10 protein-coding genes are annotated in these 12,499 nt (G+C 65.4%); all 10 read right to left on the minus strand.

Annotated elements, in window-relative coordinates; translation table 11 throughout:
- Positions 1 to 18: 18 nt before the first annotated feature.
- Positions 19 to 1,587, minus strand: a complete 1,569-nt coding sequence (locus HL666_RS10410) for a GMC family oxidoreductase (RefSeq protein WP_172132284.1) — start codon at positions 1,585 to 1,587, stop codon at positions 19 to 21.
- A gap of 36 nt (positions 1,588 to 1,623) precedes the next feature.
- Complete coding sequence (locus HL666_RS10415; protein ID WP_172181285.1) at positions 1,624 to 2,172, minus strand: gluconate 2-dehydrogenase subunit 3 family protein; 549 nt, start codon at positions 2,170 to 2,172, stop codon at positions 1,624 to 1,626.
- A 50-nt stretch (positions 2,173 to 2,222) separates the two neighbouring features.
- On the minus strand, positions 2,223 to 2,618 hold the full coding sequence (locus HL666_RS10420; protein ID WP_172181287.1) for a VOC family protein: 396 nt from the start codon (positions 2,616 to 2,618) through the stop codon (positions 2,223 to 2,225).
- Position 2,619: 1 nt separating this feature from the next.
- A complete protein-coding gene (locus tag HL666_RS10425; protein ID WP_172181760.1) occupies positions 2,620 to 2,937 on the minus strand; it encodes a c-type cytochrome in 318 nt (105 codons plus the stop codon).
- A gap of 361 nt (positions 2,938 to 3,298) precedes the next feature.
- Positions 3,299 to 3,718 (minus strand): alternative ribosome rescue aminoacyl-tRNA hydrolase ArfB, encoded by a 420-nt coding sequence (gene arfB, locus HL666_RS10430; RefSeq protein ID WP_172132286.1) that lies wholly within the window; start codon positions 3,716 to 3,718, stop codon positions 3,299 to 3,301.
- 1,108 nt (positions 3,719 to 4,826) lie between these two features.
- Positions 4,827 to 6,206 carry a M16 family metallopeptidase gene (locus tag HL666_RS10435; protein WP_172181762.1) on the minus strand — a complete coding sequence of 460 codons (1,380 nt, stop codon included), beginning with the start codon at positions 6,204 to 6,206 and terminating at the stop codon, positions 4,827 to 4,829.
- Positions 6,206 to 7,588, minus strand: a complete 1,383-nt coding sequence (locus HL666_RS10440) for a M16 family metallopeptidase (RefSeq protein ID WP_376698585.1) — start codon at positions 7,586 to 7,588, stop codon at positions 6,206 to 6,208. Before HL666_RS10440 ends, HL666_RS10435 begins: the two co-directional genes overlap by 1 nt.
- A gap of 178 nt (positions 7,589 to 7,766) precedes the next feature.
- Positions 7,767 to 8,465 carry a hypothetical protein gene (locus tag HL666_RS10445; RefSeq protein ID WP_210261846.1) on the minus strand — a complete coding sequence of 233 codons (699 nt, stop codon included), beginning with the start codon at positions 8,463 to 8,465 and terminating at the stop codon, positions 7,767 to 7,769.
- 171 nt (positions 8,466 to 8,636) lie between these two features.
- Positions 8,637 to 9,134 carry a signal peptidase II gene (gene lspA, locus HL666_RS10450; protein WP_172132287.1) on the minus strand — a complete coding sequence of 166 codons (498 nt, stop codon included), beginning with the start codon at positions 9,132 to 9,134 and terminating at the stop codon, positions 8,637 to 8,639.
- A 191-nt stretch (positions 9,135 to 9,325) separates the two neighbouring features.
- Positions 9,326 to 12,325, minus strand: coding sequence for an isoleucine--tRNA ligase (gene ileS / locus HL666_RS10455; protein ID WP_172181289.1), 3,000 nt, complete (start codon positions 12,323 to 12,325; stop codon positions 9,326 to 9,328).
- Between the last annotated feature and the right edge of the window lie 174 nt (positions 12,326 to 12,499).

Here is a 12,499-nt window from a genome sequence, read left to right on the forward strand (position 1 = left end):
CCATATGATTGAGCAGACTCAGATCTCCTTCTTCTGCATCGCGCCCGCGATGTAGTCGGCCTGCCTGATCGCCAGCGCCACGATGGTCAGCGTCGGATTGCACGCAGCACCGGTGGTGAACTGGCTGCCGTCGGAGACGAACAGGTTCTTCACGTCATGCGTCTGGCCGAATTTGTTGACGACGCCGTCCTTGGCCTTCTCGCTCATCCGGTTGGTGCCGAGATTGTGCGTCGAGGGATAGGGCGTGGTCGGATAGGTTACGGTGGCGCCGACCGCCTCGTAGATCGCCGAGCCCTGCTTGTAGGCGTGGGTGCGCATCGCGACGTCGTTGGGGTGATCGTCGAAATGCACCGACGCCACGGGCATGCCGAACTTGTCCTTGGCAACCGGATCGAGCGTGATCCGGTTGGTCTCCTGCGGCATGTCCTCGCCGACCAGCCACATGCCGGCCATGCGCGGATAGGTCTCCATCGCCGCGGTGAAGCTGCGGCCCCAGGCGCCGGGATTGAGGAACGCCGCCATGAAGGGGAGGCCGAGCGACAAGGTCTCCATCTCATAGCCGCCGACGAAGCCGCGCTTCGGATTGAACGCCGCCTCGTCACGGACGATGCCGGCCATCGTAGTGCCGCGATACATGTGCACGGGGTTCTCGAACGTCGCATAGACGCTGCCGGTCATGTGCCGCATGTAGTTGCGCCCGACCTGCCCTGACGAATTGGCGAGACCATCCGGGAACATGCTCGACGCGCTGTTCAGCAGGAGCCGCGGGCTCTCGATCGAGTTGCCGGCAACCGCGACGATGCGCGCCTTCTGCAACTGCATCTTGCCCTGGCTGTCGGCATAGACCACGCCGGTCACCTTGCCCGATGCATCATGCTCGATCTTGATCGCCATGCTGCCGGACCGCACCTCGAGATTCCCGGTGGCCTCGCCCTTCGGAATCTCGGTGTACAAGGTCGACCACTTTGCACCGGACTTGCAGCCCTGGAAGCAGAAGCCGATCTGCTGGCAGGCCCCGCGGCCGTCGCGCGGCTGCGAGTTGATCGCCATGTTGCCGGTGTGGACGGTCTTGTAGCCGAGCTTGCGGGCGCCGGCCTCGAGCACCTTGAAATTGTTGTTGCCGGGCAAACCAGGGATGTCGTTGGTGCGCGTCACGCCCATCTTGAACTCGGCCTTGGCGTACCAGGGCTCCATCTCGGCGAGCGTTACCGGCCAGTCGAGCAGGCTCGCGCCGGGCACGCCGCCATAGGTGGTGCGTGCCTTGAACTCGTGTTCCTCGAAACGCAGCGAGGCGCCGGCCCAATGCACGGTCGAGCCGCCGACTGCCTTGACGATCCAGGCCGGCAGATTGGCGAAGTCCTTCGCCACTCGCCAGGTGCCTGAGGTGGTGCGCATGTCGGTCCAGGCAAGCTGGGTGAAGCTCTCCCATTCGTCATTGATGAAGTCGGGAATCTCGTAGCGATTGCCGGCTTCGAGAATGACGACCTTGATGCCCTTCTGCGCGAGCTCGTTGCCCAAGGTGCCGCCGCCGGCACCCGAGCCGATGATGACGACGACGCTCGAATCGTTCTGATCGAATTTGGCCATGGTGGTTTCCTCCGTGTTTTCTGTTGTTCGCCGGCGTCAGGCTTTTGGCAGCCAGTCGATGTCGGAGAAGCCACGGTTGATGTAGCCGCCATGCTCGGCGGAGGAGCCCTCGTAGCCGAACTTCGGCCAGAGCTCCTTCTGATTGTAGAGCGACACCACGAGGTCGCCGCGCAGCGTCTTGAAGAAGGTGGTCTGCTCGATACCCACAAGCAGTGCGACGCGATCGACCTCCCACGGCACCTGCGCATACGGCACCTTGTGGCGATCCCTCGCGTCCTGGTCGAGGCGCGCGATGCCGTCGGTGATCATTGCCTTCACGGCCGCATCCTCGGCGGCCTTGCCGTCCCACGGCTTGACCGCGACGATGTAGTAGCGGTCGGCGAGGAAGTCGTGCGGATAGATGTCGCGCGCGACCTTCACCAGCGTCTTCAGGGTCGCCGGCGTCAGCGCTTTCGCATCCTCGGCCCAGGCGTCGGTGATCCCCAGACCCGTCGCAGAGGCGACGGCTGCGGCCGGCACGGTCGAGGCCGCGCCCTTGAGAAAGACACGGCGGTCGTATTTGTTGCGGCGGTCGACTTCTCTCATGAGTATTTCCTCCGTGGTTTTTTGTTTGGCGTATTTTCGTCGTCAGCGGCTCAGCCGAAGCGGCCGCCGCGCTGGATCAACTCGATCTTGTAGCCGTCGGGATCGCTGACGAAGAAGAAGCGCGCGAGCGTCGCGCCATTGTGCTTGAAGTCGCGCAGCGGACCGGGCGCGAGGTTCTCGCGTTCGAAGCGGGCGTGCTCGGCATCGAGATCGTCGACCACGACGGCGAGATGGCCGTAGCCGTCGCCGAGCGTATAGGGCTCCTTGCGGTCGAAGTTGACGGTGAGCTCGACCTCGAACGGCGAGGAGGGATGGCGCAGATAGATCAGCGCGAAGCCGTCGAAGCGGAGGTTGTCGGCGATCTCCAGGCCAAAGGCGCGCTTGTAGAAATCCAGCGCCTTGGCCTCGTCGAAGACGCGGATCATCGAGTGAACGGGCTTGGCCATCTCAATTGTCCTTCAGGTAGTTGATGATCGCGGCGCGTATGTCGGGCTTGGCCTGGCGATAGGCCATGACGGCGCCGGGGATCAGCTCTTGCGGGTTGGTCAGCCAGGCGTCGAGCTTGGCCTCGTCCCAGGTGAAGTCGGCCTTGGCGAAGCCGGCCGAATAGCGGAAGCCTTCGACAGCGCCGGCGCGGCGGCCGATGATCTTGGCCAGCGCCGGTCCCTGACGCGTCGGCTCGGCGCTGCTCAGCGTGTGGCACACGGCGCATTGCTGCTTGAACAAGGTCGCGCCGTCGACGGGCTTGGGCGAGGGCAGCGCCATTTGCGCCAATGCGGCCGCGGTGCTCAGCAGCACTGGCACCAATGATCCACAGAGAAGAATCTCATTTTGCGCCGCACGCCGTCCCGGCATCGTTCCTCGCTCTCATTTTTGATGAGAGTAGGTCGCGGCCGACGCGCCGTGGTAGTAGCCGGCTGTTTCAGCGAGAACAAAGCGGGCGCGGGTGTTTGCGGTGCGAAAGCTAAGTCAGCGATGCAGACTGATCTTCATGAGATCAAGCCGTGCGACGGTGGGAGACGGGGGTGGCGCAGGCTGATGTTCTTTTCACATCCAACGTCAATCCGGAGCAAGGCCGTAGCATCGACGATTGCCCCGGAATGACGGGTGGGGCGATGCTGACCAACTAATCGTCGAAACGCCGTGCGCCGCGGCCGGCCTTGACGTCGCTGCGCAGCTTCTTGCCTTCGAGGCGGCGCTGCTTGGAGCCGAAGGTCGGCTTGGTCGGACGGCGCACCTTCGGCCGCACCATGGCTTCGCGCAGCAAGGTCACCAAACGCTCGATCGCATCGGCCTTGTTGCGCTCCTGGGTGCGGAAGCGCTCGGCCTGGATCACGATGACGCCGTTCTTGGTCATGCGCTGGCCAGCGAGCCGCACCAGCCGCGCGGCGGCATCTTCGGGCAGCGTGATGCGGCTGGTGTCGAAGCGCAACTGCGCCGAGGTCGACAGCTTGTTGACGTTCTGGCCGCCGGGGCCGGAGGCGCGGACGAACGAGATCTCGATGTCGTTCTCGTCGATGGCAAGGTCGCGGGAAATCCGCAGCATGGGGCACCAGGGGGATTCGAGTCTTTCATGGGCACCATAGCGGGTTTAGGCGAGGTGTGCGCGGGCCTCTGTGCCGACAATCGCATCGTGCAATACAGCGCCCTCTCCCCTTGTGGGAGAGGGCATGTACGGCCTATCCGCGCGCTTGGGCGGGTGAGGGGTTTCTCTCAACGAACCACGCTCGTGGAGAGAGACCCCTCACCCGATCGAGCTCTTGGCGTCTTCCTTGAGCCCTCTCCCACAAGGGGAGAGGGCTCAGTCATAGGCAGCGCCTTGTTCACGATCAGCGCCGCAGCGGGCGGCCCGGATCGGCGCCACGCCGAGCTCCGCGCGTCGCGGCTTGTCCGGGACGACAGCGGTGGGGGGGCGGACTTCACGGTTCAAACAGCTGGTGGATGGGCCAAGGACACGGCTGAGCTGGGGACACAGCTTCGCGCTCTCGCGGCACGCTTGCCCGAGGCTTGCATCGTCGTGGCCCTCGCAAGCATGCAGAGGGCGCGGGGAATGCCGGGCGCTGGCCGCACCCATGGCCCGCCTGCGAAAAAAATGCAGGCGGCAGGAACCACAGGTTCAGCCGAGACATCCCGGCATTCCCCGCGCGATGGTCTTCACGCTTATACGCAGTCTCCCTGGTGCCCGGCTCGTTGGCCACCATGCCGCGACAATGCTCGCGCATTGCGCTGTCGACACCAGCTTCGGGGTGTCAGGACGCTGCGACTTCACGTCCGCGAGCGATCGTTCGTCCGCGCCCTCGTTGCCGAGGGACGCTGCGATCTCTCGCGGCCACCGCATCCCCGCCTCGCGTGTCGTGACGATCGCGCGCAACGCCCCATCTGCTTGAGGCGGGATGCGGGGAGATGATCATGATTTCCGAAAAATAGCAAGTAGATTATTTTTATCAGAAGTTTCGCTCAGGCCTCCGCTGTCGTCCCGGCCTTGAGCCGGGACCCGTACTCCGCGGCGGTCCTGATGGGCAAAGGGCCAATGACCAGCCTGCCTCAAACCCCTCCCTGGGGGTATGGGTCCCGGCTCAAGGCCGGGACGACACCGTTTGTGCTGTGGCAGCTGTGGTCAACCGCACCGAGGTGTGATGCGGCGCCGCCCCAGCTCAGTTCGTCTTGGTCACTGGCGCCGTGACCGGTGCTTGCGCCGGCTCGGCAGCGGCCTGCGGGGTGCGGCCGACGACGGCGGTCAAGAGGCCCTGGCTCCAGAGCTGCTTGGCGGCTTTCTTCGCATCCTCCAGCGTCACCGCGTTGACGATCTCGCTACGCTTCTCGATGTAGTCGATCGGCATCTTGTCGAGCTGATATTGCAGCATCGCCTGCGCCAGCTTGGAGGAGGTGTCGAGCGCCAGCATCTGCGAGCCGTTGATGTAGGACTTGGCCTCGTCGAGCTCCTGCTGGGTCGGGCCTTCCTCGGCGATGCGGCGGATCTCGCCCTCGACGGCTGCGATGGTCTCGCCGGCGCGGTCGAAGCGGGTGGCCGTGTTGCCGATGAACAGCGCCGAATGATCCATCCACAACAGCGCGTCATAGACGGAATAGGCCAGGCCGCGCTTCTCGCGCACCTCCTTGTACAGCCGCGACGACAGGCCGCCGCCGCCGAGGATGTGGTTGACCACGTAGGCCGCCATGAAGTTCGGATCGTGGCGGCGGATGCCGGGGCCGCCGAAGGTGATCACGGTCTGCGGCACGCCGAGCGGCACGTAAACGCTGCGCGGCGGCTTGGTGGCGACGACGTCGGGCACGGGCGTCAACGTCGCCTTGGCCGGAAGGGCGCCGAATGTCTGGTCCAGCAGCTTGCCGAGCGTCGCCGGATCGACGTCGCCGACGACGGCGACCTTCAGCGTGTCCTTGGCGAGGATGCGGCGGGTGTAGTCCTTGAGGTCGTCGACCGTGATGGTCGGCACGCTCTCCAGCGTGCCGTTGGAGGGCCGGCCATAGGGATGATCGGGGAAGGCGAGCTCGAGGAATTTGCGGCCTGCCAGCGAGCTCGGATTGGTGGTCTCACGGCGCAGGCCCGACAGCACCTGCGAGCGGATGCGTTCGACATCGGCGTTGTCGAAATGCGGTGAGGTCAGCGCCGTGCGCAGCAGCTCGAACGCCTCGTCCTTGTTGTCGCGCAACATGCGCAGCGAGCCGCGGAACTGGTCGCGCGACACCTGGAACGAGAGCTCGATGGCGCGGCGATCGAGCCGCTCGTGGAAGGTCTTGGAGTCGAGATCACCGGAGCCTTCGTCGAGCAGATCGGCCACGAGGTTGCCGACGCCGGGCTTGCCCTGGGGGTCCTGCGAGGCGCCGCCCTGGAAGGCGTATTCCATCGCGATCAGCGGCACGGTGGCATCCTGCACGAACCAGGCTTCGATGCCGCCGGGCGAGACCAGGCGCTGGATCTTGGTCGCGGCCTGGGCGGCCGGAGCGAGCGTCAGCGCTGCTGCGGCGACGGTGAGCGCACAGGCGAAGCGGCGGGCGAAGGTCATTGGGTGCATCACGACCGCTTCTCCTCGCGCTTGGCGGCATTGTCCTTGATCAGATAGCCGGTGACCGATCGCTTCTTGTCGAGCCATTTTTGCGCGGCGGCGCGGACCTGCTCGGCCGTCACGGCGCGGATGCGATCCGGCCAGCTTCTGATATCCTCGATGCTCAGCCCTGTGGTGAGGCCGCCGCCGTACCAGCGCGCCATGGTGGCCTGGTTGTCCTGGGCGTAGATCGCTTCCGCAATCAGCTGCGTCTTGACGCGTTCGAGATCCTCGGCACGCACGGGGTTCTGCGCGATCTCGGCGATGACGCTGTCGACCACGGCCTCGACCTGGGCGAACTCGACGCCCGGCCGCGGCGCGACCGCAACCGAGAACTGGCTCGGATCGAGCGAGGTGCCCTGATAGGACGCGCTGGCATTGATCGCGAGCGGCTTGTCGACGACGAGCGCGCGATAGAGATAGGAGTTGCTTCCGCTGCCCATCAGCTGCGCCAGCACGTCGAGCGCAGCGGATTCGCCTGGCGCGGCCGTCGTCGCCGAGGGCACCAGGTAGAAGCGGCGCATCGAGGGCTGCTCGACATGCGGATCGGCCAGGGTGACGGTGCGCGGCGCCACCGGCTCGGGCTCCTGCGGCCGCAGGCGGCGCGCGGGAATGTCCGGCTGCGCGGGGATCTTGGCGAAGGTCTGCTCGACCAGCGGCCGCACCTCCTTGACGTCAGTGTCCCCGGCGATCACCAGGATCGCGTTGTTGGGGGCGTAGAAGCGGCGATAGAAGGCGAGCGCGTCCTCGCGGCTGAGCTTCTCGATTTCCGGTTTCCAACCGATCACCGGCCGGCCATAGGGATGATTGACGTAGAGCGCGGCCATGACCTGCTCGTTGAGACGGGCTTCCGGCGAATTGGCGACGCGCATGTTGTACTCTTCGAGCACGACGTCACGCTCGGGCAACACGTTCTCGTCCTTCAGCACCAGACCGGTCATGCGGTCGGCCTCGAACTCCATCATCTTCGGCAGCTGGTTGCGCGGCACGCGCTGGAAGTAGCCGGTGTAGTCGACCGAGGTGAAGGCGTTCTCGTTGCCGCCGATCTTCAGCACGGTCTTGGAGAACTCGCCTGCGGGATGCTTCTCGGTGCCCTTGAACATCAGGTGTTCGAGGAAATGCGCCAGGCCCGACTTGCCGGGCGTCTCGTCGGCGGAGCCGACCTTGTACCAGATCATCTGCGTCACCACGGGCGTGCGGTGATCCTGGATCACGACGACCTGGAGGCCGTTGGGGAGGGTGAAGCTGGCGGGAGGCTCGGAGGCGAACGTCGTTTGCGCCGAAGCGCCGGCCGTGAACGCAATGAGGGAGGCGACCGCGGCGGCGACGAAGGTAAACCGGTGCGAGGACATCATGATCCTTCTGAAGGCCCGCGAGACGGGGCGATCGGGTTTGAGCGCAGCATGGTACACCGCGCGGGACGGAGCCCGGCGTCACAAAACGGCGACATGCTGTCGCCGCAAGACATTAAATTTCGCTAACGCCGGCAAGGCCGGCAATTCCCGGGATGGCGCCGGCAAGCAGATGCCGTCACCGTTCCTTGCCGGTCATGATGTCGAGCTGCTTGCCGCCGATCGGTTCCTGCGAGCCGCCGGTGCCGTACGCATAGCTCGGGGACGGAGTCTGGTAACCGGGCGGCGGCTGGGTCAGAGTTTCGCGCTGCGGCTCGCTGGTGAACTGCTTGGTCTCGGCGTCATTGCCCTTGAACAGGCCGAACAGCGTGCCCTTGAAGCCGAGCTGCGACGGGCTCATCATCGGGTTGTTGGTGATGCCGGGCTGAACCGGCTCGGTCTGCTTCGCTGCCGCCGTCCGGCCGGCGCGCATCTCGGCCGGCGTCAGCGGACGCGCCGCGACGGCCGGATCCTTGTTTTCCTTCTTGCGCGCGGCGGCGGCCGCGCGGCGGCGCTGCTCGTCGGGGTCCTTCGGCCAGTTCGGCGCAGTAGCCTGGGCGGCTGCGGCCGGCGGCGGCAGGTCGAGCTTGGGTGGCACCACCAACGGCGAGCGCTCGCGGTAGTCGATCGTCGGCGTCTCCATGTTGGTGCCGCCGAGGCCGCGCATCAGGTTGTCGATGATCTTCTCTTCGAAGGTCTTGTCGTCCTCTTCGTCGTCCTGGGCACGGGCCGTGCCCGCGGCCATCACTAGGCCGATGCCGAGCGCGACGGCCGACAGCCGCAGGGTACGAAGGGCCGCGTGGGTCACGATCCGGCTGCTGACTTCGGTCTTGCGCATGGCTTTCCCTGTCCTCGCTTGTCCAGTGCTCGTGCTCCGGCGAACCGGCTGCGATCCTACCGGCTTGGACCCTCGCGACATGCGGGCCGGCCGGTCACCGTGCAGATCGCAAAAACGTGAAATACGTCAGGCTCTTGACCCAAGACCGGCATTGGTCGGTATCGACCCCGATCAGGGCGCTTTTGCGGCATGAGCCCCGAAGAAGGAGTCATACAGCAGGGCTGCCACCCCGGCAACGATGGCCACGTCGGCCAGGTTGAAGATGTACCAATTGTAAACGGTGCCGCCGATCTCGATGTGGAACAGCGCGAAATCGACCACCGCGCCATAGGCCAGCCGGTCGATGCCGTTGCCGATCGCGCCGCCGATGATCATGCCGAGGGCGGTGGTGGCGAGCTTCGTCTCCGAGCGCGCCATCCAGACCCCCAGCAGCACCACCGCCACCGCCTTCACCGCCATCAGGGCATATTGGGTCAGTGCGCTCTCGTTCTGCAGCCAGCCGAAGCTGATGCCGATGTTCCAGGCGAGGTAGAGGTCGAAAAACGGGGTGACCTTGACGGTGCCGCGGTTGGGCAGGTCGAACCCGTACAGCAGCCACAGCTTGGAGGCCTGGTCGATGACCAGCGTGGCGAACCCCGCGATGAGGCCGAGGCGGAGGCGGGGGGTCATGCGTGAAGGCCGATCATGCCGGGATGCTCGCGCCAAACTCCGCTGTCGTCCCGGCGAAGGCCGGGACCCATACCGCGTGATGGGTGTTGGCGGAGAAGGTCTGGATCATCGTTCTTCGTTACACCAAAGCCGGTGGCTATGGGTCCCGGCCTTCGCCGGGACGACGGCGGAGTGTGACACACGATCGCGGATCACACGCCCACCCCGAGCGCCTTCCATTCGCGCAGCGCCTGGGCGTCACGCGGGGAGACGTCGGGATATTCGGCGTCCTCGCCGACGCTCTCCAGGATCTTCCAGGAGCGGGCGCACTTCTTGCCGACGGCTTTCTCCACCACGACCGCCACGCCCGGCACCGCGTCGAGCCGGAAGGCATCGGCCGGGGCGTCCCCCTCGCGGACCTCGTAATTCGAGGTGATGCAGATTTCCGCAAGATCGGCATCGAACAAGGTCCCGAGCAGGGCGCGGTCGGCGACATAGATGATCGGCGACGCCTCGAGCGAGGAGCCGATGGTCTTGGCCGCGCGGGCAAGCTCCAGCGCGCCGGTGACGACGCGACGGACGTTGCGGATCGTCTCCCACTTTGCGGCGAGCGCATCGTCGCGATAGCCATCCATCGCGTCCGGGAACAAGGTCAGATGCACCGACGGCTCGGCGTCGGGTCTGTACATCCGCCATGCCTCGTCGGTGGTGAAGGACAGCACCGGCGCCAGCCATTTCAGGATGGCGTCGCAGATCAGGTCGATCGCGGTCAGCGCCGCCTTGCGCGCCACCGAGGACGGCGGATCGCAATACAGCGTGTCCTTGCGGATGTCGAAATAGAACGCCGACAGCTCTGTGTTCATGAACGTCGCGAGCGAGGCGATCACGGTCTTGTAGTCGAACGCGGCATAGGCGCGGCGGATCACCTCGGCCTGCTGGGACAGCTGATGCAGCATCAGCCGCTCCAGCTCCGGCATGTCGGCGAACGCGACCGCTTCGCTGCGCTTGTAGTGGTGCAAGGTGCCGAGCATCCAACGGATGCTGTTGCGCAGCTTGCGGTAGGTCTCGATGGTGTTCTTCAGGATCTCCGGGCCGATGCGCTGGTCATCGGCATAGTCGGTGGCGCAGACCCAGAGGCGCAGGATGTCGGCGCCGGAATCCTTGATCACCTTCTGCGGCTCGACGGTGTTGCCGAGCGACTTCGACATCTTGCGGCCGTTCTCGTCGAGCGTGAAGCCGTGCGTCAGCACGACGTCATACGGCGCGCGGCCGCGCGTGCCGCAGCTCTCCAAGAGCGACGAGTGGAACCAGCCGCGATGCTGATCGCTGCCTTCGAGATACATCACCGTATCCTGGCCGCCATCGACCTTGCGCTTGATGCCGGCAAGGCCAGGGAAGTGCACGGGGTCTTCGAGCACGAAGGCGTGGGTCGAGCCGGAATCGAACCAGACGTCGCAGATGTCGTCGACCTTCTTCCAGTCCTCGTTGGCGCGGGACCCGAGGAAGCGCTCGCGCGCGCCGTCGGCATACCAGGCGTCGGCGCCCTCCTTCTCGAAGGCCTCAGCGATGCGATTGTTGACCGCCTCGTCCTGCAGGATCTCGGCGGAGCCGTCGCCGGTCTCGCGCACGAACACGGCGATCGGCACGCCCCAGGCGCGCTGGCGCGAGATCACCCAGTCCGGACGGTTGGCGATCATGCCGTTGATGCGGTTCTGGCCGGCGGCCGGCACCCATTGCGTGACCGAGATGGCGCGCAACGCGCGGGCGCGCAGCGTGTCGCCGGACTTGGACTTGCCGTCGTCGGCAATATCCTTGTCCATCGCGATGAACCATTGCGGCGTGTTGCGGAAGATCACCGGCTTCTTGGAGCGCCAGGAATGCGGGTATTGATGCTTGAGGCGGCCGCGCGCGAGCAGCATGCCGTTGTCCGTCAGCGCCTTGATGACGGCCTCGTTGGCGTCGCCCTTCTCGCCCTTGTCGTTGATGACGCGCTTGCCGGTGAAGCCGGGCGCATGATCGGTCAGCGCGCCGTTCTCGTCGACGGTGTAGGGGATCGTGGTCGCGATGCCCCGGCCGTCGAGCTCGCGCGCATTGGCCATCCAGACATCAAAGTCCTCGCGGCCGTGACCGGGGGCGGTGTGCACGAAGCCGGTGCCGGTGTCGTCGGTGACGTGCTCGCCCGACAGCAGCGGCACGACGAAATTGTAGCCGCCGGCGAGGCCCTTGAACGGATGCGCGCATTCGACCGCATCCAGCGTGTCGCCGGGGATGTCGCGCAGCTTGGTGTAGGACGTGACGCGCGCCTGCTTGAACACGCTCTCGGCGAGCGCATCGGCGAGGATCAGCTTATCGCCGGTCTTCGCCCAATTGTCGGCGGGCGCCTCGGTGACTTCATAGAGGCCGTAGGCGATCTTCGGCGAGAACGAGATGGCGCGATTGCCGGGCAAGGTCCAGGGCGTCGTGGTCCAGATCACGACCGCGGCGCCGGCGAGCGCCCCATGCGCCGGCGAGGTCACCGGAAACTTCACCCACACCGTGTCGGACTGATAATCCTCGTACTCGACCTCGGCCTCGGCCAGCGCGGTCTTCTCGACCACGCTCCACATCACGGGCTTGGAGCCGCGATACAGCGTGCCGTTGGCGGCGAACTTCATCAGCTCGCGGGCGATCTGCGCTTCCGCCGGATAGGTCATGGTGGCGTAGGGATGATCCCAGTCGCCGATCACGCCGAGACGCTTGAACTCCTCGCGCTGCACGTTGAGCCAATGTTCGGCATAGGCGCGGCATTCCCGGCGGAAGGCGACCATGGCGGCGCTGTCGCGGAAGTCGGGCTTGGCTTTGCCTTTCTTGCGGTAGTTCTCCTCCTCGATCTTCCATTCGATCGGCAGGCCGTGGCAGTCCCAGCCGGGGACGTAGTTGGAATCGTGGCCAAGCATCTGCTGGCTCTTGGTCACGACGTCCTTGAGGATCTTGTTGAGCGAATGCCCGATATGGATGTTGCCGTTGGCATAGGGCGGGCCGTCATGCAGGACGAATTTCGGCCGTCCCTTCGCGGTCTCGCGCAGCTTGCCGTAGAGGTCGATGTCACCCCAATATTTCAGGATCTCCGGCTCGCGCTGCGGCAGGCCGGCGCGCATCGGGAAGTCCGTCTGCGGCAGATAGAGGGTTTTGGAATAATCGGCGGCGTCGGACTTTTGCGGCTTCTCGGACATCGTGATCTGGCTTGATGAGCTGAACGGCTGAAAGGCGCGATTTCGATCGCGGGCGGCGGAACGAGCAGAGACATCCCGGTCTTGCGCCGAGCTCGAAAAGCTCAGGCGGAAGCCGGGCCGCTAATGCCGATGATGCGCCGTATCAACATGGGACTTCCTCTTAGCAGCCGGACC

Source organism: Bradyrhizobium aeschynomenes, from assembly GCF_013178945.1.
GTDB classification, from domain to species: Bacteria; Pseudomonadota; Alphaproteobacteria; order Rhizobiales; family Xanthobacteraceae; genus Bradyrhizobium; species Bradyrhizobium aeschynomenes.